The organism is Intestinibacter sp. (assembly GCF_022780145.1).
Classification (GTDB): domain Bacteria; phylum Bacillota; class Clostridia; order Peptostreptococcales; family Peptostreptococcaceae; genus Intestinibacter.
In genome coordinates this window covers 1-26,536 of sequence record NZ_JALEXO010000243.1, presented here as the reverse complement: position 1 = coordinate 26,536, position 26,536 = coordinate 1, and the positions used below count along the sequence as shown (strand labels likewise).

General features: G+C 30.0%; 20 protein-coding genes and 2 pseudogenes. 21 read left to right on the top strand and 1 reads right to left on the bottom strand.

Translation table 11 applies throughout. The annotated features are described in order from the left end of the window. The 4 genes from MR593_RS09280 to mobB all read left to right on the top strand — a co-directional run. Nucleotides 1–1,411 (top strand): molybdopterin biosynthesis protein (locus tag MR593_RS09280; protein WP_290692157.1); only part of this gene is annotated, 1,411 nt, incomplete at its 5' end. Nucleotides 1,412–1,634: 223 nt separating this feature from the next. After that, nucleotides 1,635–2,234 carry a molybdenum cofactor guanylyltransferase gene (locus tag MR593_RS09275; RefSeq protein WP_290692155.1) on the top strand — a complete coding sequence of 200 codons (600 nt, stop codon included), beginning with the start codon at nucleotides 1,635–1,637 and terminating at the stop codon, nucleotides 2,232–2,234. Nucleotides 2,235–2,265: 31 nt separating this feature from the next. Continuing rightward, complete coding sequence (locus tag MR593_RS09270; protein WP_290692153.1) at nucleotides 2,266–3,474, top strand: molybdopterin molybdotransferase MoeA; 1,209 nt, start codon at nucleotides 2,266–2,268, stop codon at nucleotides 3,472–3,474. Nucleotides 3,475–3,483: 9 nt separating this feature from the next. Further along, nucleotides 3,484–3,981 carry a molybdopterin-guanine dinucleotide biosynthesis protein B gene (mobB, locus tag MR593_RS09265; protein ID WP_290692151.1) on the top strand — a complete coding sequence of 166 codons (498 nt, stop codon included), beginning with the start codon at nucleotides 3,484–3,486 and terminating at the stop codon, nucleotides 3,979–3,981. 105 nt (nucleotides 3,982–4,086) lie between these two features. On the opposite strand, the gene fdhD is transcribed toward mobB, so the two are convergent. Beyond that, nucleotides 4,087–4,896 (bottom strand): formate dehydrogenase accessory sulfurtransferase FdhD, encoded by an 810-nt coding sequence (gene fdhD, locus MR593_RS09260; protein ID WP_290692149.1) that lies wholly within the window; start codon nucleotides 4,894–4,896, stop codon nucleotides 4,087–4,089. Between the two features lie 537 nt (nucleotides 4,897–5,433). Here fdhD and MR593_RS09255 point away from each other — a divergent pair. The 17 genes and pseudogenes from MR593_RS09255 to MR593_RS09175 form a co-directional block, all read left to right on the top strand. Next, nucleotides 5,434–6,222, top strand: a complete 789-nt coding sequence (locus MR593_RS09255; protein WP_290692147.1) for a formate/nitrite transporter family protein — start codon at nucleotides 5,434–5,436, stop codon at nucleotides 6,220–6,222. A 392-nt stretch (nucleotides 6,223–6,614) separates the two neighbouring features. Then, nucleotides 6,615–7,529 (top strand): UDP-N-acetylmuramate dehydrogenase, encoded by a 915-nt coding sequence (gene murB / locus MR593_RS09250; protein ID WP_290692145.1) that lies wholly within the window; start codon nucleotides 6,615–6,617, stop codon nucleotides 7,527–7,529. Nucleotides 7,530–7,532: 3 nt separating this feature from the next. Beyond that, nucleotides 7,533–8,249, top strand: coding sequence for a PHP domain-containing protein (locus tag MR593_RS09245; RefSeq protein WP_290692143.1), 717 nt, complete (start codon nucleotides 7,533–7,535; stop codon nucleotides 8,247–8,249). Between the two features lie 13 nt (nucleotides 8,250–8,262). Further along, on the top strand, nucleotides 8,263–9,120 hold the full coding sequence (gene rapZ, locus MR593_RS09240; protein ID WP_290692141.1) for an RNase adapter RapZ: 858 nt from the start codon (nucleotides 8,263–8,265) through the stop codon (nucleotides 9,118–9,120). 13 nt (nucleotides 9,121–9,133) lie between these two features. Beyond that, nucleotides 9,134–10,225, top strand: a complete 1,092-nt coding sequence (locus MR593_RS09235; protein WP_290692139.1) for a gluconeogenesis factor YvcK family protein — start codon at nucleotides 9,134–9,136, stop codon at nucleotides 10,223–10,225. A gap of 95 nt (nucleotides 10,226–10,320) precedes the next feature. Continuing rightward, nucleotides 10,321–10,746: an NUDIX hydrolase gene (locus MR593_RS09230; protein WP_290692137.1), complete on the top strand. Its 426-nt coding sequence runs from the start codon at nucleotides 10,321–10,323 to the stop codon at nucleotides 10,744–10,746. Nucleotides 10,747–10,761: 15 nt separating this feature from the next. After that, nucleotides 10,762–11,700: a DNA-binding protein WhiA gene (whiA, locus tag MR593_RS09225; protein ID WP_290692135.1), complete on the top strand. Its 939-nt coding sequence runs from the start codon at nucleotides 10,762–10,764 to the stop codon at nucleotides 11,698–11,700. Between the two features lie 137 nt (nucleotides 11,701–11,837). Next, nucleotides 11,838–13,040, top strand: a pseudogene (gene dnaE, locus MR593_RS09220) (DNA polymerase III subunit alpha); the annotation flags it as partial. Nucleotides 13,041–13,797: 757 nt separating this feature from the next. After that, on the top strand, nucleotides 13,798–15,633 hold the full coding sequence (ltrA, locus tag MR593_RS09215; protein WP_290692133.1) for a group II intron reverse transcriptase/maturase: 1,836 nt from the start codon (nucleotides 13,798–13,800) through the stop codon (nucleotides 15,631–15,633). Between the two features lie 108 nt (nucleotides 15,634–15,741). Continuing rightward, nucleotides 15,742–18,060, top strand: a pseudogene (gene dnaE, locus MR593_RS09210) (DNA polymerase III subunit alpha); the annotation flags it as partial. Nucleotides 18,061–18,234: 174 nt separating this feature from the next. Continuing rightward, nucleotides 18,235–19,194 (top strand): 6-phosphofructokinase, encoded by a 960-nt coding sequence (pfkA, locus tag MR593_RS09205; protein ID WP_290692131.1) that lies wholly within the window; start codon nucleotides 18,235–18,237, stop codon nucleotides 19,192–19,194. Between the two features lie 46 nt (nucleotides 19,195–19,240). Then, nucleotides 19,241–21,001: a pyruvate kinase gene (pyk, locus tag MR593_RS09200; protein WP_290692129.1), complete on the top strand. Its 1,761-nt coding sequence runs from the start codon at nucleotides 19,241–19,243 to the stop codon at nucleotides 20,999–21,001. A 316-nt stretch (nucleotides 21,002–21,317) separates the two neighbouring features. After that, nucleotides 21,318–22,889 carry a sodium-dependent transporter gene (locus MR593_RS09195; RefSeq protein ID WP_290692127.1) on the top strand — a complete coding sequence of 524 codons (1,572 nt, stop codon included), beginning with the start codon at nucleotides 21,318–21,320 and terminating at the stop codon, nucleotides 22,887–22,889. A 285-nt stretch (nucleotides 22,890–23,174) separates the two neighbouring features. Then, nucleotides 23,175–23,867 carry a hypothetical protein gene (locus MR593_RS09190; RefSeq protein WP_290692125.1) on the top strand — a complete coding sequence of 231 codons (693 nt, stop codon included), beginning with the start codon at nucleotides 23,175–23,177 and terminating at the stop codon, nucleotides 23,865–23,867. Between the two features lie 75 nt (nucleotides 23,868–23,942). Next, nucleotides 23,943–25,319, top strand: a complete 1,377-nt coding sequence (rlmD, locus tag MR593_RS09185; protein ID WP_290692123.1) for a 23S rRNA (uracil(1939)-C(5))-methyltransferase RlmD — start codon at nucleotides 23,943–23,945, stop codon at nucleotides 25,317–25,319. Between the two features lie 11 nt (nucleotides 25,320–25,330). After that, entirely contained in the window at nucleotides 25,331–26,173 is an 843-nt protein-coding gene (locus MR593_RS09180) for a patatin-like phospholipase family protein (protein WP_290692121.1), read from the top strand. Between the two features lie 135 nt (nucleotides 26,174–26,308). Further along, a partial coding sequence (locus MR593_RS09175; RefSeq protein WP_290692119.1) for an FAD-dependent oxidoreductase occupies nucleotides 26,309–26,536 on the top strand: 228 nt, incomplete at its 3' end.

The window sequence follows — 26,536 nt, the reverse complement described above, 5'->3', positions numbered from 1 at the left end:
ATTTAAAGAATACAAAGTCGGTATAATACCAACTGGAACAGAGCTAATAGACAGACATACAGCACCTAAAATAGGAGATATAATAGAATTTAACTCTAGATTATTTGAAGGATTAGTTTTACAATACGGAGCAAAACCAGTCAGATATCCAATTGTAGAAGATAATTACTATAAGATAAAAGGATGCATTCAAAAAGCATTAGAAGAATGTGATATGGTGCTTGTAAATGCAGGATCTTCACAAGGTAGAGAGGACTTTACATACGATATAGTAGAAGAATTAGGAGAAGTAGTTATACACGGATTAGCTGTTAAACCAGGTAAACCAGCTATACTTGGACAAGTTCAAAACAAACCAGTAATAGGTATTCCAGGATATCCAGTATCTGCTTGGGTTGTTATGGAAAAAATAGTAAAACCAGTTTTATATAAATTAAATTACAAGGTAGAAGATCAACCTGTAGTAGTAGATGCTGTTTTAAGCACAAGAGTTATGAGTAACTTAAAATACGAAGAATATGTAAGAGTAAAATTAGGATATATAGATGATAAATTTGTAGTTACTCCAATTAAACGTGGTGCCGGAACAATAACAAGCTTAGTTCATGCCGATGGTGTTTTAGTAATACCTCAAAATATAGAAGGCTACAATGAAGGTGAAGTTGTAAAGGTTGAATTATTAAAGCCTATGGATCAAATAAAAAATACTATAGTATCTATAGGAAGTCACGACTTAGTTATGGATGTTTTAAATGATGAGATAACTATGCATTCAAAAGGATCTGTTGGTCTTAGTTCAACTCATGTGGGAAGCTTCCAAGGTCTTTTAGCGATTAAAAAGGGTCAAGCTCATATAGCACCAATACATTTATTTGATGTAGATACTGCTACTTACAACGTTCCTTACATTAAAAAATATATAGAAGAAGATGTAGCTCTAATAAAATTAGTTAAGAGAACACAAGGATTTATAGTTAAAAAAGGAAATCCATTAAACATAAAATCTATCAAGGATTTACCAGGTATCAGATATATAAATAGACAAAAAGGAGCTGGAACTAGAATACTATTTGACTATTTATTAGATCAAAATGGAATTAAAAAATCTCAAATAAACGGATATGAAAGAGAAGAATCTACTCATATGTCTCTTGCAAAGGCTATACAAAATGACGATGCAGATTGCGGATTAGGTGTTTATTCAGCAGCTCATATATTAGATTTAGATTTTGTTCCTATATGCGATGAAGAGTACGATTTATTAGTAAAAGCAAGTTTATTAGAATCTGACTACATAAAAAATCTTTTAGAAACTATAGAAACTGATTCATTTAAGAAAAGAGTTATGGAATTAGGTGGATATGATATTTCTGATATGGGAAAAATTATAAATGTCAAATATGAAGGATAAATAAAAATATAATGTATACATTTTGTTATTTTATTACATATAAATAAAAAAATGATATAATTTTAGTATAGTATAAAACAAGTTAAATAAAAAAATGTAAAAATATATAAGGGTTGAGACTAGTTGTTATTATGATAAGGGCTAGTCTTTTTTTGTATGAAAATATAATCTATTAAAGTAAAGTGATATAATTAAGTATAAAATGTATTTAGGAGTGATAAATTTGGATATAGGAGCATTAATACTTATGGGCGGTAAAAATAGCCGCATGGGTGGAAATAATAAGGGTATGTTGAAATACAAAGAAAAGACTTTTTTAGATTGTATAATAGATATATTTGATGATTTTGACAATATATATATTTCTGTGAACAATAAAATATTTGATGAATATGTTGGAAAATATGAGTCTAAAAATATACATATTGTAAAGGATATTTATGAGGAAGTAGGACCTATGGGAGGTATACATTCTGTATTAAAATGTTGCAAAGAAAAATATTTATTTGTAATAGCATGTGATATGCCTTTGATGTCAAAAGAATTTGTAAAAGCTTTTTGTGATAAGTTTGAAAGGGATGCGGATTTATTTATGACTTGTAATGAAAGAGGTAAATTAATGCCTCTTGGAGCTATTTATTCTAAAGATTTATTATCAGATATGGAAATTTTAATAAAAAATAAAAAATATAAATTGATAGAACTGATTCCAAATAATAAATTTAAAAAAATAGATTTAAAAGAATTGGGATTTACAGATAGAGTATATCATAATATCAATACGCCAGAGGATTATAAAGAATTAATAAAAAGTAATATTTAGGGTTTTGTTTATGAAAAAAGGGGGAAAGTTTATGATTGAAAATATTGAGTTAGAATTAGCTATTGATAAAATCTGTACACCATTAAAGAGAATCGAAGAAACAGAAGAGGTTTTTGTTGAAGATTCTATAAATAGAATAATAGGAGAAGATATTTATGCTACAATAAATCAACCTCCATTTGATAGATCGCAATATGATGGTTATGCAGTTAGATCTATAGATACTAAAGGGGCTAATAAGAATAACGGTGTTAAATTAAATGTAGTCGGGGAGTCTTTTGCTGGAAATTTTACAGACAGAGAGGTAAAGGAAAAAGAAGCTATAAGAATAATGACTGGTTCTAAAATGCCTAAAGGTAGTGATTGTGTAATTAAACAAGAATTGACTGATTATGGAATGGATACTGTAGAAATTTATCAAGAGCTAAATAAATTTGAAAATTACTCTTTTGAAGGTGAAGAAATAAAAAAGGGAAGTAAACTGATTTCTAAAGGAGAAAAAATTACATATATACATATTGGTATAATAGCTTCTATGGGATATGAAAAGGTAAAGGTCATTAGAAAACCTAAAGTAGCAATAATATCTACAGGTGATGAAATAATACCTTTAGGAGAAGCACTTACAGAAGGTAAAATATACGACAGTAACAGAAGAATGATTCATAGTAAGCTTAAAGAATTCGGATGTGAAATAGTATATGTGACATCTATTGGAGATAATTCAAATGATGTTGCAAATGAAATTGACCGTATAGTAGATTCTGTTGATTTAGTTATTACAACAGGGGGAGTATCTGTTGGCAAAAAGGACATAATTCACGATGTAGTCAAAATTTTGAATGCTGAGAAGGTATTTTGGAAGATTCATTTAAAATCAGGGATACCTGTAGTATATTCTGTGTATAAAAATAAGCCGATATTGAGTTTATCAGGAAATCCATTTGCAGCTTTATCGATATTTGATTTATTATCAAAACCTATTTTATATAAGCTTACTAATGATCCAAGCTTAGAAACTATTACAACTTATGCTGTAATGGAAGATGATTTTTTAAAGATAAGCAAAAGAAGAAGAATGGAAAAGGCTATCTATAAAGATGGCAAGGTATACTTAGCAAATAAGGATCATCCAGCTGGAGCATTAGGAAGAATGATAGGATGTAATTGTCTAATAGATATAGAGGATAGAACTGAAAAAATAATTAAGGGAGATAAAGTAAAAGTAATTATATTGTAGGAGGAAATTATGGCAAAAGCAAAATTGATAAGCATAAGTGGTGTAAAAAATTCGGGTAAAACAACATTGATTGACAAATTATTACCAAAGTTAACTGAATTAGGATATAAAGTTGCAACTATAAAACACGACGGACATGGGTTTAATGCAGATGTGGAAGGTACAGATACTTATAAACATATGCAATCAGGAGCTTATGGTACAGTTGTATTTTCTAAAGAAAAATTTATGGTTGTAAAAAAACAAGAAAATATAAATGAAAAAGATTTGATAGAATTTTTCCCAGAAGCAGATATTATTATATTAGAAGGATTTAAAGGTTCTGATTATCCTAAAATTGAAATTGTAAGAAAGGGCAATTCTACAGAATCTGTATGCAAGGAAGAAACTTTAATCGCTATAGCAACTGATATAGAAGGTCTAGAAGGCAAAAACGTTGTAGATTTGAATGATATAGATTTAATTTTAAAGAATATATTAGATTATATCAATAATTGTGATGAATAATAAAAAATTTTACTTAAGGATTATTAAATTAGTATCGAAAAATAGATTTTGACCTATTTTTCGATACATATTAAATAGTATTGATGATGTTATTTTGATTTGAGTTTATAATTCTTCATTAACAATTATTCTTTCTGGATTAGCGTAAATTTTCATTCTTTTACCTCTTACAAAGCCTGTAAGAGTTATATTTAATTTCTTACAAAGTTCAATAGCTAAATTTGTAGGTGATGATTTAGCTATTATTATAGGTATTTGTGCCTTGGCGGCTTTTGATGCCATGTTAAAGGATATTCTTGAACTCATAAAAAGAATTTTATCATTTAATGAAATATCGTTTTTTATGCAGTAACCAATTGCTTTATCTAGTGCATTATGTCGGGCTACATCTTCACGAATTACTATAGATTTATTGTTTTTAACGTCGTATATAGCTGCACAATGTACCCCACCTGTTTCATGAAATAATTTAGATGAGTTTAGATGAACATTCATAAACTCGTACACTGTTTTTAAATCTATATTAATAGTATTATTTGTGATACTATTTGATGTAATGTAGCTTATGTCATTTATAAATATTTTTTCATCAGAAGAATCATTTTCATTAATGGTAGCTTTTACAATACGAGCATCTTCGTCAATGTCTAGCTTTAAAATATCGTCTTTATTTTTTATTTTTCCTTCATAAAATAGATTTCCGATAACTAGATCCTCTAAATTATATGGATGACAAAAGAATGTATTACAAACTTTGTCGTTTAATACTAAAGTCAATGGATATTCAGAAATAACAGTTTCTTCAACATCTGTTTTTTCAAAACCATCGTATTTTATTGCATGTAAATTAAAAGACTCTTTATATTCATAATTTACTAATTTGTTAATATTTGAATCGTTCTCAAGGTTTTTCATGAAAAAATTACCTCCTAAAAAATAATGCTTACTTAATCAGATTATATACTAAAATATGTAAAAAATAAATGAGTACAAATTTGAAATCGTTTTTATAGATTTGTTATAAAAATAACAAAAAAATACACTTTAATAAGATATAAAATATATATTAGTAAATTGGTATATAAAAATATATATATTAAAATAATATATTTATGGAAATTTAGGTCGAATTAATAAAATTAATGAATTTCGAAAAAAGGGGAAAATTTTTTCTATTTGTAATAAAGATAAATCATTAGAATTTCAAAGAAAATGATAAATTTATTATATGACAAATATACAGTTTTTAGGTTAAAAAAAACTATAACATGACAAAATATTAAAATATTAATATTTAAAAATAAAGTATATTATATATATAATTATACTTCAAAAATCTTTGTTAATAAATTATAAATATACTGTATACATTGGTAAATTTATGCCTTATATCAAACAAATAGTGCTATAATTATATGTATAGAAATCATAAATAAAAGGGGTGTATTTTTTATGGATAAGAAATTTTTAGCACCTAAAGAAATAGCCAATGCTATGGTAAATGTAGGTGTAGGTAAAGCTAATCTACCAGTACTTAATATGTTTTTACTAGGGATTTTAGCAGGTGCATTCATAGGATTTGGAGCACTTGGAAACACTATCGCAAGTCAAACGTTTGCAGGAATAGATCCAGGGGTTGCAAAACTTATCGGGGCAGCAGTATTCCCAGTTGGACTTATGTTAGTTGTTGTATGTGGTGCTGAACTATTTACAGGAAACAACTTAATGACATTAGCATTAATGAGCAACAAAATTACAACTTCACAATTACTTAAAAACTGGTGTGTTGTATGGCTTGGAAACTTAGTAGGTTCTCTTGCTTTAGCACTTATTGTACGTTATGGAGATATATGTGCAGGAGATGCAGCAGTGAAAGCTATAGGAATAGCTGAAGCTAAAGCTGGATTAAGCATAGGCGTTATGATATTTAGAGGTATCTTATGTAATATATTAGTTGTTTTAGCTGTATGGTTAGCAACAAGTGCACAAGATGTAATTTCTAAAATCTTTGCATGCTGGTTCCCAATTATGTTATTCGTATTATGCGGATTTGAACATAGCGTTGCAAATATGTACTTTATACCAGTAGGAATGTTATTAGGTGCAAAAGTAACAGTAGGTGCATGTGTAACTAACTTAATTTGTGTTACAATAGGTAACTTAATAGGTGGAGCACTAATAATACCAGTAATATACTACGTTGTATACTTAGCAGCAGATAAAAAAGCTTCTAATGTATAGAAATATGTAATTAAATAGATAATAATTTTATAAAAAATACTATCGATAAGTTATATTATCGATAGTATTTTTTTTGAAATTATTAAATCTTTAAATAATAAATACACAAATATAACTATTTATTAAATAAATTAAATTAGCCTTAAATAAATCTTCAATATATGATAAAATCATTTATATCTAGAATTATGTATTTTTTTAATTGATACTTTTTTATAGCTATAACATATATTAAATTATATAAAATGAAATAAATATATTTAAATAATAGGATAGATTTTGAAAAAAATAGATAAAAATTAAGTTAAATGTAATTATAGAAAGGAGTATGTCAAAATTTAAATATTATATGATTATTACAATATGTAGGTTTTGGCAATTGATATTAAAATATGAATAAAGAATTAGTTTATAACGATTTATTAAAAATAGTTGATAAAGACGATATAAAAATAGATGAACCAATGAAAAAACACATCTCATTTAGAGTAGGTGGTCCAGCAGATATTTTAGTTAGACCTAGAACAGAAGAACAATTAAGCGCTACATTAAAATATATAAGTGAAAATAATTTACCATATTTAATAATAGGAAATGGATCAAATTTATTGATAAAAGATGGTGGAATAAGAGGTATAGTAATAGAATTTGGAGATAATTTCAATAAATTCGAAATAGAAGGCACTACTATAAAAGCACAAGCTGGTGCTTTATTAGCTGCAATAGGAAAGGCTGCTCTTAGAGAGAGCTTAACTGGTTTTGAATGTATATCAGGTATACCAGGCTCACTAGGTGGTGCATTAGCTATGAATGCTGGTGCTTATGGAGGAGAAATAAAATCAGTCGTAAAATCAGTAAGAGCTATGAACCCTAAAGGAGAAATATTTGAATTTACAAATGAACAAATGAAATTTGAATACAGAAGAAGTATGCTTACTGATTCTGATTATATAGTTTTATCAGCACAGCTTGAGCTTAAAAAAGGAAATTACGACGAAATAAAAGAATTTATGGCTGATTTAACTAATAGAAGAGTTAGCAAACAGCCATTAAATTTACCAAGTGCAGGAAGTACATTTAAAAGACCAGAAGGTCATTTTGCAGGTAAATTAATAGATGACTGTGGATTGAGAGGATTGACTTTAAGAGGAGCACAGGTTTCTGAAAAGCATTGTGGATTTGTTGTTAATATAGGTGATGCAACAGCTAAGGACATATTGGACTTAATTTATGTCGTAAAAAGCACAGTTTTAAATAAATTTGGCATAATGCTAGAAGAAGAAGTTAAGATACTTGGAGAGGATTAATATATGAAGATATTAGCAGATTACCACACCCATACTGTATATAGTCATGGGAAGGGAACTATAGAAGAAAACGTAAAGGTTGCGATATCTAAAGGGATAAAGACTCTAGGCATATCAGATCATGGGTATAAGAATGTCGCTTATGGAGTAAAAATTGACGATTTTAAACGAATGAGAGAAGAAATTGATATGTTAAATGAAAAATACAACGATCAAATTAAAATTCTCTTAGGTGTTGAATGTAATATATTAGATAATAATGGAAACATAGATTTAAATGATAAATTCGATAAATATCTAGATTATGTGATGGCAGGATACCATTTTGGATCAATACCGACATCTCTAAAGGGTATGGTCAACATTTGTCAAAATTATTTTTTTAAAAGTGAAAAAGCCAAAGAATACAATACTGAGGCGATTATAAATACTATGAAAAACAACGATATATTTGTCATAACCCATCCAGGCGATAAGGGAGATATTTATATAGAAGAAGTAGCTAAAGTTGCAGAGGATACTGATACTAGATTAGAGATAAATAGTAGCCATAGTTTTTTAAATGCAGAACAATTAAAAAAAATAAAAGACTACAATCTTAAATTTATTATAGGTTCAGATGCACATATACCACAAAATGTTGGTAATTTTGAACTGGCATTAGATGCAGTAAATAAATCAGGATTAAATAAATCATTAATAGAGAATATTTTAATTTAGGGAGGTGTCTTTAATGAAGTTTGTAATAGTAACTGGTTTATCTGGTTCAGGTAAAAGTGAAGTAATGAAATCTTTAGAGGATATGGATTTTTATTGTGTAGACAATTTACCTCCTACATTAATAGTTAATTTTGCTGAAATATGCTATCAAGCAGGTTCTATGGTGGATAAGGTAGCACTTGGTATTGATATAAGAGGGATAAAATTTTTCGAAGATTTACATGATAGTATAAGAAAGTTAAAAAAGGAAAATTATCCTTTTGAAGTACTGTTTTTAGATTGTGATGATGATACTCTTTTAAAAAGATATAAAATGACTAGAAGAAATCATCCTTTAGCTTTGAACAGACAAATACCAGAGGGTATAAAATTAGAAAGAAAAATATTAAAGCCATTAAAGGAGATTGCAGATTGTATAATTGATACTACTAATATGAAGCCTAAGGATTTAAAGGAGGAAATACGTAAGATATATTCAACAGGAGAAGATCAAAAAAATCTTACAATTTCTGTACTTTCATTTGGATTTAAGCATGGAATTCCGATGGATTCAGATTTAGTATTTGATGTTAGATTTTTACCGAATCCATATTATATAGAAAATCTTAGAGAAAAAACAGGTGAAGATCAAGAAGTAAGAGATTATGTAATGAATTCTGATATTAGTAAGGAATTTTATGCAAAGCTTACAGATATGATTGATTTTCTAATACCTCAATATATAGAAGAAGGAAAGCATCATTTAGTTATTAGTATTGGCTGCACTGGAGGTAGACATAGATCTGTAACTATAGCAAATCTTATTAGTGATGAAATCCAAAGTAAAGGCTATAGAGTTGTTAAGAAGCATAGAGATTTTATGTTAAAATAGTGCGGAGGTAATTATGGATATAGTTGCGATGGTTTTGGGAATAATAGGTATACTATGTTTTGGTATATCTATATGGTTATTTGTAAAAATGAAAAATGAGAGGATTAAATATCTCGAATTGCAAAATCAAGAGGGAAAAGGACCTAATGTAGTAGTCATCGGCGGTGGAACAGGACAATCAATTTTTTTAAGAGGTTTAAAACACCATACACAAAATATAACAGCTGTAGTTACAGTTGCAGATGATGGTGGTGGTTCAGGCGTGCTTAGAGCTGATTTAGGAATGTTGCCGCCTGGAGATATAAGAAACTGTATCATGGCACTTGCCAATATAGAGCCTACTATGAATGAGGTTATGCAATATAGATTTGAAGAAGGGGTATTAAAAGGCCAAAGCTTTGGAAACTTATTTTTAGCTGCTATGAATGGACTATATGGAAATTTTGAGACAGCAGTATATAAAATAGGCCAAGTATTTGCGATAACAGGTAGAGTGCTACCAGTTACACTTCAAAATGTAGATTTAATTGCGACTTTAGACAATGGTCAAGTTATAAGAGGAGAATCAGCAATACCCAAAATAGTTAAAAAGCAAAAATGTAAAATAGACAAAATTACTTTAACACCTGAAGATTGCAGACCTTTAGATGAAGTTATAAGCTCTATACATGGAGCTGATATTATAGTTATGGGACCAGGAAGTTTATACACTAGTGTAATACCTAATTTATTAGTTCCAGGTGTTATTGATGCTATAAAAAAATCAAATGCTAAAAAAGTATATATACCGAATGTTATGACTCAGCCAGGCGAGACAGATGGATACAATGTATTAGATCATGTTGAAGCATTGATAAAACATACAGGATATGGATTAATTGATTATATCGTAGTTAATAATGAGCAAATACCAGAATCTGTATCAAAAAGATATAAAGATGATGGATCTACACAAGTTTTATTAAATAATGAACAAAAGTTAAAATTAAAGTGTATGGGTATTAAAACTATTGAAGATAATTTAATCGAAATAAAAAATTCCTATATTAGACATAATGCTGATAAAATTTCTGATATAATTGTTAACTTGGCTAAAAATCATTAATATGAAACATATAATTTACTATGTATTATAAAAAGGATTTTTAAATCTTTATGAAGAAATTCTTATTATTATGTTGAATTAAGGAGTGAACGTCTATGAGAGAAGAGATTAGTGCTGGTGGTGTAGTCTTATTTGGTAATGCAATTCTTCTACTTAGAAAGTTTAACGGCGATTGGGTGTTACCCAAGGGAAGAGTAGAAGAGGGTGAGCAAAAAAAAGAAGCCGCTCTTAGAGAAGTTATGGAAGAAACTGGGGTTAAGGCTGAAATACTAAAATATTTAGGCGAAATTCATTACACTTATAAAGAAAATTGGGATGAAAATAGAGCTGTTCATAAGACAGTTTTTTGGTATTTAATGAAGTCTAAGAATATGGATACAATTCCTCTTAAGGAAGAGGGGTTTGTAGATGCTAAGTTTATACATGTAGATAGAGTAGTTGATTTGGCGAGATACAATGATGAAAGAGAAATTATTAAGGTTGCATTAGAAGAAATAAAAAAGAGAAGCAAAAAAAGCTAGAATTAGGTGATAAGAATGTCTTTTTCGAGTGAGACAAAAAACGAATTGGCTAGAGTCAAGGAAGTTGATAAGAAAAATAAACAAGCAGAATTGTCAGCTATAGTTAGGATGGCTGGGAGTATACAAATTGCAGGACTTAGAAAAATTAATATAAAGATAACTACTGAATTAAATTCTGTAGCAAGAAGGATTTTCAAATTATTAAAAAAGGAATTTGGCATAAATACTACAATTTCTGTAAATAAAAATCAAATGCTGAAGAGAAATAATAGCTATGTTTTGACTGTAAAAAGTGAAAGTGGAGCAGAAATACTTCTTAAAAAATTGGGGATATTAGAGGATAGAGATGGATTTTTCCCAACTAACTGTGTACCAAAATCAGTATTTGACGATGATAGCCTAAAAAAATCATATATAAGAGGGGCTTTTTTAGGTGGAGGATCAATTAGCGATCCAGAAAAAAATTATCATATGGAATTTGTAGCTAACCATGAGGATTATGCAAATTCACTTAAGGATTTAATAAATTCTTTGGGATTTAATTCAAAAATAGTTGCTAGAAAAAATAGTTTTGTAGTTTATTTGAAGGAAAGTGAACAAATTTCTGATTTATTGAGTATGATAGGTGCATATCAAGCTCTACTTAGCTTACAAAATACAAAAGTAGTAAAAGAAATGAGAAATAATGTAAATCGTATTGTAAATTGTGAAACTGCAAATCTATCTAAAACTGTAAATGCAGCAGTTAGACAAGTCGAAAATATAAAATTGATTCAAAATAAGATAGGAATTAGCAGTTTACCTGAGAATTTACAAGAAATCGCTTTACTTAGGGTAGAACATGAAGAAATGTCATTAAAGGAATTAGGTGAGATGTTAAATCCGCCGATAAGTAAATCAGGGGTTAATCATAGACTTAAAAAAATAGAACAGATTGCTAATGATTTAAAATAAAATACAAGAAAATAATTAGGGGGATTTGGTATAAATTCCCCTTGTTTAATTTGAGAATATGTATTAATTTATGTTTATTAGTTAGATTGAAATTATAATAATATATATAAATTGGTTTTGAATTGGGAGGTGAAAATATGAGTTCAGATTTTGCACATTTACATGTGCATACAGAGTATAGTTTGCTAGATGGATTTTCTAGAGTTAAGAAACTAATCAAAAGGACTAAGGATTTAGGTATGAGTTCAGTTGCCATAACTGACCATGGGTGTATGTTTGGCGTAATTGACTTTTATAAAGAAGCTAAAAAAGCAGGAATAAAACCTATTATAGGGTGTGAATTATATACAGCACCTCGAAGCTTGACAGATAAAGATCCAAATTTCGATAAAAGATACGGTCATCTAGTTTTGCTTGCAGAAAACATGACAGGGTATAAGAATTTAATAAAATTAGTTTCAATATCGTATGTAGACGGATTTTATTATAAGCCTAGAGTCGATATAGATGCTCTAAAACAGCATAGTGAAGGTATTATATGTCTATCTGCTTGTTTAGCTGGAGACGTTTCAAATGCGTTATTAAACAGAAACTATAAAAAGGCGAAGGAAATTGCTATAACATATAATGAAATATTTGGACAAGGAAATTTCTTTTTAGAATTACAGGATCACAATTTACCAGAACAAAAAGAGGTTAATGCATCATTAGTAAAACTATCTAAGGAATTAAATATACCTCTAGTAGCTACAAATGATATACACTATGTAGATAAAAAAGACGCTAAAGCACATGATGTTTTATTATGTATTCAAATGGGCAAAACTTTAAATGACCCAAGCAGAATGAGATTTGGCTCAGAGGAGTTTTATCTAAAATCTAGGGAAGAAATGGAGGAGTTATTCCCATATGCTATAGAAGCCCTAGATAATACTGTCAAAATTGCAGAGAGATGTAATGTAGAATTTGATTTTAACACGATACATTTACCTAATTATGAAGTGCCAGAGGGTTATACTACATCGAAGTATTTAGAGGAATTATGTTACAAGGGATTATACGAAAGATACGAAAATCCAAGTGAAGAAATTCTCGAAAGACTGAAATACGAATTAGGTGTTATCAACAAAATGGGATATGTTGAGTACTTCTTGATAACATGGGACTTTATAAATTTTGCGAAGGAAAACAACATAATGGTTGGACCAGGACGTGGTAGTGCGGCAGGTTCAATTGTTGCGTATACGCTTAGGATAACAGATATAGACCCTATAAAATATAATCTATTATTTGAAAGATTTCTAAATCCAGAGCGTGTATCCATGCCGGACATAGATGTCGGTGCGACACGTTGCTATGTGAAAAGCATAGCCTAGTTTAATCACCTTAAACTAAGAACTAATACTCTGAGCAGTTAAATGAGGAAGTAACGCTCCAAAGGACTGCCATTAAAGCTACGACATGCGATTGATTAGGTTATTATGATATCGTATGAAGCTCGTTAAAGTCGGCAGAAGCGACCTAAGTTAATAAAATATATAAGTAGAAATTGGTTCAAAAGTACTAGAGTACACCTGTTTCAAAAGTATAAAGTAATTAATATGGTTTGTGATATGTCGGATGCCTATGAAGTATGACTATGGTGAGAATCCAAAATGTGTAATGGGGACGAACCATCGACTGACTTATCGTGAATGTCGCTTAGTAGAAATATTAAGAGAACCATATTTGGTTTATCATCAGAAGGATGAGTAAGGGCTTTGTTGAGAAAATCCTACAGTTTTTATAGGAAGCTGGGTTGATGACGGTATTTAGGTGGCACCTAAGGTTATATGGTAAAGGTAGGAGTATTGGAACGTGGAAAGCTTTGAACATGGAGGGATAACCACCAAAGAAATGTTTTAAGGGAAATTTGCAAGAATGCAATATAACCTTAATTTATCAAAGTGAGAGTAGAGGCACAGTACCTATGAAACCATGATAATAAGTGGTGGAGGGATAGCCTCAAGTCATTCGTTATGAAAAATAAATTTGCTATAGTTCAGGTTCTTGTAAGACTAAAAGAAACGAAAATCTCTAAAGAAAGGGGATAATTAGTTGACTGAACTAAATGATGTAAAAAGAAAAGTTCTAAAATATGACGAATACTGTGGAACAATAGAAATATTAGATGATTTGTATAAAAAATCACGAAAAGGTATGACTTTTAATAAACTATATGAACTAATTATAGATGAAAATAATATCATGAGAGCATATAGAACTATTAAGAGAAATACAGGTAGTAAGACAAAAGGAGTCAATGGACATACTATAAAATATTTAGAAAATCTTACAAAAGCACAATTAATTAATTTGGTGAGATGCAGATTGTCCAACTACAAACCAAATGCAGTTAGAAGAGTATTTATACCAAAACCTAATGGAAAACAAAGACCATTAGGAATACCTACAATAGAAGATAGATTAATACAGCAATGTATTTTACAAATACTACAACCGATTTGTGAAGCAAAGTTTTATAAATCTAGTTTTGGATTTAGACCAAATAGGAGTACACATCATGCAATTGCAAGATGTAACCATTTAATAAATCACAGCAAAAATCATTTTGTAGTGGATTTAAATATAAAAGGATTTTTTGATAATGTTTGTCATGGTAAATTAATGAAACAAATATGGTCAATTGGAATTCAAGATAAAAGGGTTCTCTGTATAATAAGTAAGATGTTGAAATCAGAAATTGTTGGAGAAGGTGTTTCTACAAAAGGATTACTACAAGGTGGAATATTATCGCCATTATTAGCAAACATAGTTTTAAATGAATTAGACTGGTGGATATCTGATCAATGGGAAACTTTTAAAACAAAAAGGTCATACAATCACCCATCATCAAAAATAGTTGCTTTAAAATCTACGAAATTAAAACCTTGTTACATTGTTAGATACGCTGACGATTTTAAAATTTTTACTGATAGCCGAACAAATGCCAAAAAATTATTTGTTGCAACAAAACAATGGCTAAATGACAGATTGAAACTAGAAGTTAGTGAAGAAAAGAGTAAAATAACTAATTTAAGGAAAAATAGCTCAGAATTCTTAGGAATAAGAATGAGAGCTGTTTCAAAAGGAACTTCACAATTAGGATATGTCTGTCAAAGTAAAATAGAACCTAAAAGAAAGAGTAAAATAAAAGAGGTCTATAAATCAAAATTAAAAAAATTAAGGAAGAGTCCATGTCCTAAAAATGCAAATGCATTAAATGGATTTACCTTAGGCATTCATAATTATTATAAAGTTGCTACAGATGTAGCCACAGATTTTCGAGATATAATGCACTGGATATATCCCAAATATAAAAATCTTAAAAGGCGAGGGATAATAACAGAAAATGGTGTTCCAAATAAAGTACATGAAACATTTTATAGTGGATACAATCACAACTTACCTAAATGTTGTGGAATAACTCTTTATCCAATAGAATATGTACATTTTAAGAAACCTGTTCAAATTCATCCTGAGCTTACTCCTTACACAAAGTTAGGAAGAGAAAGGATTCATAATAAATTAACAAATGTATCACCAAGGGAACTAGAAGCATTAAGAACAGGAAATTTTGGAAATAGAAGTATAGAATATATAGAAAATAGGATATCGAAATTTGTAGGTCAAAATGGAAAATGCTATATAACAGGTATACGATTAAATGTTAAAGATGTGCATTGCCATCATATAAAACCATTAAAATATGGAGGTAATGATAGATATGAAAATCTAATTATAGTGCACAAAGAAATACACAAATTAATACATTCAACTAATATTAATAATATTATAGAACAATCATTAGATTGGACTACGAAATCAAAAAGCAAATTTAATAAACTTAGACAAGAAGCAAATTTAGAAAAAATTAACTTTAATATAAGTTAATTATAATCGTAAATACGAATGATGGAACGCCGTATGAGATGAAAGTCTCACGTACGGTGTGAAGTGGGGGAAAAGATGGAGATAATATCAAAGTCTTACCTATCACTATATTTTTGTTATGAAAGAAGAGAAGAAGTTATAGATTACGTTAAGCGAAAATATGGAGAAGATCATGTTGCGCAGATAATTACATTCGGTACTATGGGAGCGAAATTAGCTATTAGAGATGTAGGTAGAGTTTTAGATATCTCGTACAACAAAGTAGATAAGATAGCTAAAGAAATACCTAACTCACTAGGAATGACTATCGATAAGGCTTTAGAAACAAACCCCAATTTAAAAGAGATGTACGAGCAAGATCAAGAGACAAAAACTATAATAAATATATCAAAACAATTAGAGGGAATGCTAAGACATGCATCTACTCATGCAGCAGGTGTAGTTATATCTAAAAATCCTATTGATGAATATGTGCCACTATACAAACATCAAGATGCAATAAGTACACAGTTTACAATGACTACTCTAGAAGAGTTGGGACTTTTAAAAATGGATTTTTTAGGACTTAGAACATTGACAGTTATAAGAGATGCACTTGATTTAATTGAAAAAAATCATAATGTTAAAATAGATTTTTCAAAAATGGATTACGATGATCCAAAGGTTTATGAACTCCTTTCTTCAGGAAATACCTTGGGGGTATTCCAGTTGGAAAGTGCAGGTATGAGATCGTTTATGAAACAACTGAAACCTAGTAACTTCGAAGATATAGTAGCCGGAATATCACTATACAGACCAGGACCTATGGATTCTATACCGACATATATAGAAAATAAGCATAATCCAGATAAAATAACATATATTCACGAGAAGTTAAAGCCTATAATGGAGGTAACATACGGCTGTCTAATATACCAAGAGCAAGTCATGGAGGTAGTTAGAGAGCTAGGTGGATATAGCTATGGACGAAGCGATTTAGTTAGAAGAGCCATGGGTAAAAAGAAAATGGACGTAATGGAGGAAGAAAGACAGTACTTTATACATGGTAAGACAGATAAAGATGGAAATATAGAAATAGCGGGCTGTGTGAGAAATGGTGTCGATGAAAATATAGCAAATCAAATATTTGATGATATGATCGACTTTGCTAAGTACGCATTCAATAAATCCCATGCCGCTGCGTACGGTGTTGTATCTTATGAAACAGCTTATTTAAAGACTTATTATCCAGTTGAATTTATGGCAGCGCTAATTACAAGTGTAATGGGAAATACAGACAAGGTAGTTGAGTACATTAGAGAATGTAATGCTTTAAATATAAAAGTATTAAAGCCAGATATCAATAAGAGTTTTGCAAAATTCTCTGTTGAAGAGGGTAATATAAGATTTGGACTTGCAGCTGTAAAAAATGTAGGCGTAAATGTAATTAATAATATAGTTACAGAGAGAGAAGAAAACGGCGAATTCACAGATTTTGTCAATTTGATAAAAAGACTAGATACTAAAGATATAAATAAAAGAGTAATCGAAAGTTTGATTAAATGTGGTGGATTTGATGAAATGGGTTATACTAGAGCTAGCTTGCTTATGGGGTATGAAAAAGTATTAGAAAGTGTATCTCTAGAAAGAAAGAAAAATGTCCGCGGGCAAATTTCATTGTTTGATGGTTTTGGAGAAAGCGAAGAATTAAATAAATTTGAAAATGAAATAAATTCTATTCCAAATGTGGAAGAATATGAAGAAAGAGAAAAATTAGCTTTAGAAAAAGAAGTTCTAGGAATGTATGTTACGGGACATCCTCTTTCTGAATACGAAGAAGAATTAAACAAAAAAACATCTATAAACACAAGAAAATTAAAAGAGTTAAAAGAAGATATGGATAAATTTTTAGCTATGGATCAGCAAAATGTAATAATTGGTGGTATGATTTCTCAAAAAAGAATACAAACTACTAAGAGAAATGAAATAATGGCCTTCTTAGAAGTTGAAGATTTATATGGTTCTATAGAGATAATTGTATTTCCAAAGGTATTAAAACAATATAATACTATTGTAAATGAAGAGAATATAGTTTATATTAAAGGTAGATTGAGTATACAAGAAGATAATGCTAAAATAATTGCTGAACAAATAAAAGATATAAATGATAAAACTTCTTTTACAAAAACTGCAAAAAAAGTGTATAATATACAAGAAGATAAACAAGGGGAAAAATTATTTATAAAAATAGATGATATAAATGATAAAGAAAAACTTGAAAAAATAGAAAAAATTTTAAAATTTTACCCAGGAAAAGAACCAGTATTTTTATGTACAACTGTTCCGAAAAAAAAGTATAAATGGAATAGTACTGTAACAATTTCTGAAAATTTAATTGACAATCTAAAGCAAATACTAGATGAATCTTACATTAAGATTGTCAAATAAAAAATGTTAATATAAAATACAGAAAAATATAACATATATAGTGACAAAAATTTTATAAAAATATGGTATAATATCGTAGTATATAAATGGGTAAGTTTTTTTTAATTAATATGGGATAAAAAATAAATATAGGGACAAAAAACGTCCAATGTCAAAATATTTAGGAGGTATGTGATGAAAACTATAGGAATATTAACAAGTGGTGGAGATGCTCCAGGAATGAATGCTGCAATCAGAGCTGTTGTAAGATCTGCAATATACTATGGTTGTAAGGTATATGGTATTAACAGAGGATATAAAGGTTTAATAGAAGATGATGTACAAGAAATGAATTTATCATCTGTAGGTGACATCATCCATAGAGGTGGAACAATATTAAAATCTTCAAGATGTGAAGAATTTAAAACAGAAGAAGGAAGAAAAATAGCAGTTAAAGTTCTTAAAAAATACGGAATAGAATGTTTAGTTGTAATAGGTGGAGATGGTTCATTTAACGGTGCACTTAAATTAAGTGAATTAGGATTCCCTGCAATAGGAATACCAGGAACAATAGATAACGACTTAGCATATACAGATTATACAATAGGATATTTCACAGCTATAGAAACTGTAATTGATGCTATAGGTAAAATAAGAGATACTTCTTCTTCTCATGAAAGAGTAAATATAGTTGAAGTTATGGGAAGACATTGTGGAGACTTAGCTTTATTCTCTGGTCTTGCTGGTGGAGCTGAATCAATAATTTTACCAGAACACCCAGAAAGCATAGATGCAATATGTGACAGACTAGAAACAACTAAAAAGAGAGGTAAAAAACACAGCATAATCGTTTTAGCAGAAGGTGTTGGAAATGCTCATGAAATAGGTAAACAAATAGCAGAAAAAACAGGTGCTGATTTAAGAGTAACAGTACTTGGACATGTCCAAAGAGGTGGAAGCCCAACTGCATTTGACCGTATATTAGCAAGTAAATTAGGTGTAAGAGCAGTAGAATTATTATTAGATGGAAAATCTGCTAGAGTAGTTGGAGTAAAAGACGACAAAGTTATAGATATGGACATACATGAAGCTTTAGCTATGAAAAAAGATTTTGACAAATATATTTATAAAATGACACAAATACTATCTATATAGTTTTAATTTATATAATAATTTATGTAATACAATTTAGGAGGACAATATGTTAAAAAATGCAAAAAAAACTAAAATAGTATGTACATTAGGACCTGCTTCTGATAGTGAAGAGGTATTAACACAATTAGTGGAAAATGGTCTTAATGTATGTAGATTTAACTTTTCTCATGGTAGCCATGAAGAACAAAAAGCTAGAATGGATACTGCGAAAAAAGTAAGAGAAAAATTAAATCTGCCAATAGCACTATTATTAGATACTAAAGGACCTGAAATTAGAACAGGAAATTTTGCAGATCCAGAAGTTCTTTTAGAACAAGGAGACCAATTTATAATAACAATGGATGAAGTATTAGGTACAAAAGAAAAATGTACTGTAAGCTACAAAGGATTAGTTGGCGATGTAAAGGTAGGAGATACTATACTTATAGATGATGGTCTTGTTGGATTAAGAGTAACTGAAATAAAAGACCAAGATATAATATGTGTAGTTGAAAACTCAGGTATAGTTAAAAATCACAAAGGTGTAAACTTACCAGGAGTAAAAATAAACTTACCAGCTTTAACAGAAAAAGACATAAGCGATATAGAATTTGGTATAGAACAAGGAATAGATTTTATAGCTGCATCTTTTGTTAGAAAAGCATCTGACGTATTAGCTATAAGAGAAATCTTAGAAAATAACAATGCTACACATATACAAATAATATCTAAAATAGAAAACCAAGAAGGTGTAGAAAACTTAGATGAAATACTACAAGTTTCTGACGGTTTAATGGTAGCAAGAGGGGACTTAGGTGTTGAAGTTCCAACAGAAGAAATACCAATAATACAAAAGAATATGATCAAAAAATGTAACGAATTAGGAAAACCAGTTATAACTGCTACACAAATGCTAGATTCTATGATAAGAAATCCTAGACCAACAAGAGCAGAAGTAACAGACGTTGCAAATGCTATATACGATGGAACTGATGCAATAATGCTATCAGGAGAAACTGCGGCTGGTAAATATCCAGTTGAAGCTGTTAAGGTTATGGCATCAATAGCTAAAAGAATAGAAGAAACTTTAGATTATGAAGAATTATTAAAAGCTAGTAACTTAAAAGGATCTACAGTAACAGATGCTATAAGTTATGCTACTTGTACAACAGCAGTAGAATTAAATGCATCAGCAATAGTAACATCTACTTCTTCAGGACATACAGCTAGAATGGTATCTAAATTTAGACCTAAAACTCCTATAGTGGCTGCTACAGATAGTGAAGTAACTAAGAGACAATTATCACTAAGCTGGGGTGTTTATACTGCTAAGGCTCCTAAAGCAAGCAATACCGATGAAGTTGTAGAATATTCTATAGATGTAGCTAAAGAAGCTGGTTACGTAAATGAAGGTGAATTAGTTGTAATAACAGCTGGTGTACCAGTTGGAGAAAGTGGAACAACTAACCTAATAAAGGTTCATGTAATAAGTGAAGAAATAGCAAATGGTATGGGTGTAGGTAGAACTAGTGTAGAAGGAAAAGTTAGAATCGTGAAAAATGGCGAAAAATGTGATAATTTTAATGAAGGTGATATATTAGTAACATCTATGACTGATTCAGACATGAACCAATATATTGAAAAAGCAGCTGCTATAATAACTGAAGAAGGCGGAATGACTTCACATGCTGCTATAGTAGGTATAAACTTAGGTAAACCAGTAGTAATGTCAGCGGTTGATATAATGAATAAAGTTACAGATGGAGAAATTGTAACAGTAGATGCTCTAAGTGGAGTAGTTTACAGAGGTTCAAGTAGAGTTTTATAAAATTATTTTATCTAATTTAATTAAATATTAATAAAATTTTGAAATATTTATTGAAATTTCATAAAAATGATGATACTATAATTCTATAAGGAGGGCCACTAAATTAGCAGATGCTTTATGTTTTAGTGGCCTTTTTTACAAAATTAATAGTCAGAAAATTTAATAAAATATTAAGATTTATAATCTTATAAAAAAGTATAATTTATATATAGATATTTTATAAATACTTTATTAAATTATCATTATATTTTCTGATTTATTTTAGTTATATTTGTTTTGTTTAGGTCATAATATTAAGTAAAAAGGAGGGGTAAAGATGGCAGATAATCAAAACAGAGATCAATGGGGTTCGAAGATAGGTCTTATTCTTGCGATGGCAGGGAATGCAGTTGGGCTTGGTAACTTCTGGAGATTCCCGTATATAGCAGCCACTAATGGTGGTGGAGCATTCATGATTCCTTATTTCTTTGCACTAATAGTTATAGGTTTACCTACAATGTTGATTGAATGGAGTATAGGACGTTATGGTGGTGCCCATGGACATGGTACAGTTGGTCCAATGGTATATATACAAGCTAAAAAAGCAATATCTCCTAAAAAAGCAATCATACTTGGTTCTGCATGTGGAGCTATAGGATTTGGGGTAACTATATTAGTTAACTCATACTATACTCATATCATAGGATGGTCATTAGGATATGCAGTACATTCATTATTAGGAAGTTATGTAGGTGTTGATTCAGGTGCATTCTTCGTAAGTTATGTAACTGATCCAAAGATGTTAGTATTCTGGGTTATATCATTAGCATTCTTAGGATGGGCAGTTATGAAAGGTGTATCTGAAGGTATAGAAGCTTGGGCTAAAGTAATGATGCCAACTATATATGTATTTGGTATTATATTAGCAATAAGAGCCGTAACATTAGGCGCTCCAGTAAATCCTGATTGGAGTTCTTTAAGTGGTTTAAATTTCGTTTGGAATCCAGATTTGAGTAAGTTAACTTCAGCATCTGTTGTTACTGCTACAGGTCAAATATTCTTTACGTTATCATTAGGTATGGGGATTATCTGTAACTATGCTTCATACTTACAACCAGATGAAGATATAGTAACAGCTTCTGTAGCAACTGTAGCATTAAACGAATTTGCAGAAGTTATATTAGCTGGTACATCTGTTATACCTATATCTTATGCATTCCTTGGACCAGAAGGTATCAAAGGTAGTATAGGATTAGCATTTATGGCATTACCAAATGTATTCACTACAATGGCTGGTGGTAGAATATTCGGTGCTGTATGGTTCTTCTTATTATTCTTCGCAGGATTCACATCTGCAATAGCAATGTACAACTACTTAGTTGCATTACTAGAAGAAGAAATGGGCATAGACAGAAAGAAAGGTGCCGTAATGATATTCATATTATACTTAATAGTTGGTGCTCCAATAGCAGCAGAAGGTGTTGTAACTGGTGAAGCTAACTTAATTTACTTCACAGAAGTAGATAACTGGATAGGTAACTACTTATTAATAGTTCTTGGATTATTAGAAGTTATAACAGTTGCATGGTTAGTTAAGGATGAAGGTCTAGAAGAAATGAATAAAGGTGGATTATGGAAGGTTCCTAAATGGTTCTACAGAGTATTCCCTCAATTCTTAACTCCAGTATGTATAATAGTATTCTTAGCTATATTTACTAGAGATTATTGGGTAGCTGGTAACTTCAAGTTAGTGCCATCTTATCTAGCAGGTATAGAATATATGGCTCCTTGGGCTATAGCAGGTAGATGTGTAGTTATAGCCGTATTAGTTATAGGATTCGTACAAACATACAAAGCTATTAAACGTAAATATAAAGATGAAATAGATTCTAATCAAGCTAAAGCTTAAGTCATGTTTTAAAATTAAAGGATGGTGAATAGTCATGACAGGTGTAGCATGTACATTTATGGGTATTGTTTGGGTTGCTATATTAGGAACAGCAGCAATAGCTTTAAAGAAAATAGTTAGTAATCAAGGATAATATAAATTTAAAGCTGATGATATTATAGCTAAATGTTGAAAAAAGAAAACCCTACAAATTTTTGTAGGGTTTTTTAATAAAATGTAGAAATTATAATTATAATAGACAATGTTTTTTACATATTATATATTTCGTAGGAGGAGGTGTATTAATTGAGTTCAAACGCAGTAGTGATAACAATTAATAATTTAAGTAAAGAGATCAAAAAAATAAAAGGCATTAAAGACAACAAAAAAAATAAATATTTATCTGATTTAGATAAATTAAGCAATCAATACAAGGATTTAGAATTACCAGAGTATTTTAGAACTCAATATAATCAACTAAATTCGAAGGGGACTGAGCTTCTTAAAGATATAAGAGGTGGAAAAAGTGTAGATAATGTAGCAAATGATATACCTATTTACATAAGATATTTAAAAGCCTCATTAATGGACTTTGAAGGTAAAACAAATAATTTAAAATGGTATCTTTTTAGTTTTTATATAACAGGAGCATTATTCTTTGCACTAACTCCTCAATTTTATGGATATATTTTACCTTTGATATTTATAGTACCTATATTTTTAGGGGTTAGAGGATGTAAAAAAAGATCTATGAATGGATTTTTAATGAGTATGAGTATAGTTCCAGTAGCAATTATGACTGCTGCTACATGGATAAGATATGGAATACAAGCTATGGGTGATTTCCAAAGATATGTACAAGCTATAGTAGATTCAGGGATAGCTCAAGGTTTAGCTGAAAAATTAGTTTATGTCGGCTTTGTAGGTGGAATAATATTACTTATAGTAGCTTGTTGTCAATTATATTTCGGATTTAAAAATAAAGATTTATTCATTTAAGGACTTTATAAGTCCTTATTTTTTTGGTAAAATAAATTTTTGAAGTCTAAAAAAATTGTTCGGAGGATAGAGCCTATGTTATCAAAAAATAAAGAGTATATAGTAGATATAGTGGATATAGGTCAAGGTGGCGTAGGAATTGGAAAATACGATGGTTTTACTGTATTTGTTGATGGCGGACTTATAGAAGATAAGATAAAGGTCAAAATTACAAAATCTAAAAAGAACTATGCAGTTGGAGATATAGTAGAAATACTTGAAAAATCACCATTTAGAGTATCTAGAAGATGTAGTGAAGGTCTTAGACAATGTGGAGGATGCCAAATTCAAGAATTAGATTACCAAAAACAGCTTGATATAAAGACAAACGAAGTAAAGCAGGTTATATCTAGGATTGGAAAGCTAGATGATGTGGTAATTCACGATACTTTAGGAATGGAAAATCCTTTTAGATATAGAAATAAAGCACAATTTCCGATTCAAAAGAAAAATGATATGCCTATCATAGGATTTTATAAAAAGAAAAGTCACGACTTAATATCGACTGATGAATGTATTATACAACATGAAGTAAACGATAAAATAATGAAAATAATAAAAACTTATATTAGAGCATACAATGTAAGTATTTATGATGAAAAAACTCACAAGGGATTATTGAGACATCTAGTAACTAAGGTTGGATTTACTACAGGTGAGGTCATGATAGTTTTAGTTGCTAATGGAAGAAAGCTACCTCATTTAAACGAATTAGCATCAGTTTTAGAGGAAAATATTCCAGGATTCAAAACTCTTGTTGTAAATGTAAATACACAAAAAACTAATGTAATTTTAGGTAAAGAAAATATTGTTGCATATGGAGACGGTATAATTAGAGATTATATTGGAGAGCTAGTATTTGAAATTTCTCCATTATCCTTCTTCCAAGTAAATCCACTTCAAACTGAGGTTTTATACAATAAAGCTTTAGAGTACGCAGATTTGGGAGAAAATGATACTGTATTTGATATTTATTGCGGTATAGGTACTATATCATTATTTTTAGCTCAAAAGGCGAAAAAGGTGTACGGAATAGAAATCATAGAAGATGCAATAAAAGACGCGAAGAGAAATGCTGAGATAAATGATATGGATAATGTCGAGTTCTATGTCGGAAAGGCAGAGGAAGTCGTTCCTAAGATGTATAGAGAAGGTAAGAGAGCCAATGTGGTAGTTGTAGATCCTCCTAGAAAGGGATGTGATGAAAAGGTATTAGATACGATTGTGTCTATGCAACCTGATAGAGTTGTTTATGTGTCATGTAATCCATCTACTCTTGCTAGGGATTTGGCTTATTTGAATGATAGAGGATATAAGTGTCATGAGGTTCAACCTGTAGACATGTTCCCGCATAGTGTGCATGTCGAGAATGTAGCGCTTATAACTAAAGCAGGTGAAAAAGAAGTTTTTTAGGAGAATAACAGATGAAAGTTGGATTAGTATTGGAAGGCGGTGCTATGAGAGGAATGTACACCGCTGGAGTTTTAGACGTTTTTTTAGAAAAATGTATTTCTGTCGATGCTGTTGTAGGTGTGTCTGCTGGTGCGTTATTCGGGGTGAATTACTTATCAAGACAAAAAGGAAGAGTTATACGATATAACAAAAGATTTAATAGTGATAAAAATTACATGGGATTACGTCCATTGCTTAGAGAAGGTAATATTGTCAATACAAAATATGCATACGAAGAGGTACCACGTAAACTAGATCCATTTGACGATGAGAGTTATAAAAAATCTGGGATACCTTTTTATGCAGTTGTAACAGATATAGAAACTGGTGAGCCTGAATATATTCAGGTTTACAGTGCATTTGAGCAGATGGATGTTTTACGCGCTTCTGGTTCTATGCCTTTTGTTTCAAAGCCTGTGTTATATAATAATAAGATGTATTTAGATGGCGGTATCTCAGATAGTATTCCATTTCAATGGCTTTCATCGCAGGGATATGATAAATTGATTGTAATTTTGACACGTGATATGGAGTATCGTAAAAAACCTATGTCATCATCTCTTATAAAATTATTTTATAAAAAACAACCACAGCTATCAGAAAAATTGCTTAAAAGACATGATGTGTATAATAAATCAGTCGAGCTATTGAAGCAGTGGGAGAATGAGGGGAAGGTTTTTGTAATACGCCCTTCAAAGCCTATAGAGATAGGTAGAATAGAAACAAACCCTGATAAGTTACAGGAAGTATATGACCTTGGTCTAAAGGATGCCACAGAGAGCTTGTTGGAATTACAAAAGTATATATCTAGATAAAAAATATATAATGTTTATAGAGGATTGGAGCTTAGCTTTAGTCCTTTTTTTGTATTAATTAAGTTGTTATAATATTATAATTAAGATAGAGGTTTTATAAAAATAAAAGCTATTATAGAAAGGTGGTAAGATAAAATGAAAGTAGTAATTATCGGTGGTGTTGCTGGTGGTGCAACAGCTGCAGCTCGTATAAGAAGATTAGATGAAAATGCAGAAGTAGTTGTTTTTGAACGTTCAGGACATGTATCTTACGCAAATTGTGGTCTTCCATATTACATAAGTGGTGTAATATCAGACTCAAATGCACTTACATTACAAACTCCAGAAAGCTTTTGGAGACGTTTTCGTATAGATATGAGGGTA

What these genes read in the sequence shown, in the direction of transcription:
- MR593_RS09270 (WP_290692153.1), top strand. Translation starts at nt 2,266, where the DNA reads ATGATTGAAAATATTGAGTTAGAATTAGCTATTGATAAAATCTGTACA.
- mobB (WP_290692151.1), top strand. Translation starts at nt 3,484, where the DNA reads ATGGCAAAAGCAAAATTGATAAGCATAAGTGGTGTAAAAAATTCGGGT.
- fdhD (WP_290692149.1), bottom strand. Translation starts at nt 4,896, where the DNA reads ATGAAAAACCTTGAGAACGATTCAAATATTAACAAATTAGTAAATTAT.
- MR593_RS09255 (WP_290692147.1), top strand. Translation starts at nt 5,434, where the DNA reads ATGGATAAGAAATTTTTAGCACCTAAAGAAATAGCCAATGCTATGGTA.
- murB (WP_290692145.1), top strand. Translation starts at nt 6,615, where the DNA reads ATGAATAAAGAATTAGTTTATAACGATTTATTAAAAATAGTTGATAAA.
- MR593_RS09245 (WP_290692143.1), top strand. Translation starts at nt 7,533, where the DNA reads ATGAAGATATTAGCAGATTACCACACCCATACTGTATATAGTCATGGG.
- rapZ (WP_290692141.1), top strand. Translation starts at nt 8,263, where the DNA reads ATGAAGTTTGTAATAGTAACTGGTTTATCTGGTTCAGGTAAAAGTGAA.
- MR593_RS09235 (WP_290692139.1), top strand. Translation starts at nt 9,134, where the DNA reads ATGGATATAGTTGCGATGGTTTTGGGAATAATAGGTATACTATGTTTT.
- MR593_RS09230 (WP_290692137.1), top strand. Translation starts at nt 10,321, where the DNA reads ATGAGAGAAGAGATTAGTGCTGGTGGTGTAGTCTTATTTGGTAATGCA.
- whiA (WP_290692135.1), top strand. Translation starts at nt 10,762, where the DNA reads ATGTCTTTTTCGAGTGAGACAAAAAACGAATTGGCTAGAGTCAAGGAA.
- pfkA (WP_290692131.1), top strand. Translation starts at nt 18,235, where the DNA reads ATGAAAACTATAGGAATATTAACAAGTGGTGGAGATGCTCCAGGAATG.
- pyk (WP_290692129.1), top strand. Translation starts at nt 19,241, where the DNA reads ATGTTAAAAAATGCAAAAAAAACTAAAATAGTATGTACATTAGGACCT.
- MR593_RS09195 (WP_290692127.1), top strand. Translation starts at nt 21,318, where the DNA reads ATGGCAGATAATCAAAACAGAGATCAATGGGGTTCGAAGATAGGTCTT.
- rlmD (WP_290692123.1), top strand. Translation starts at nt 23,943, where the DNA reads ATGTTATCAAAAAATAAAGAGTATATAGTAGATATAGTGGATATAGGT.
- MR593_RS09180 (WP_290692121.1), top strand. Translation starts at nt 25,331, where the DNA reads ATGAAAGTTGGATTAGTATTGGAAGGCGGTGCTATGAGAGGAATGTAC.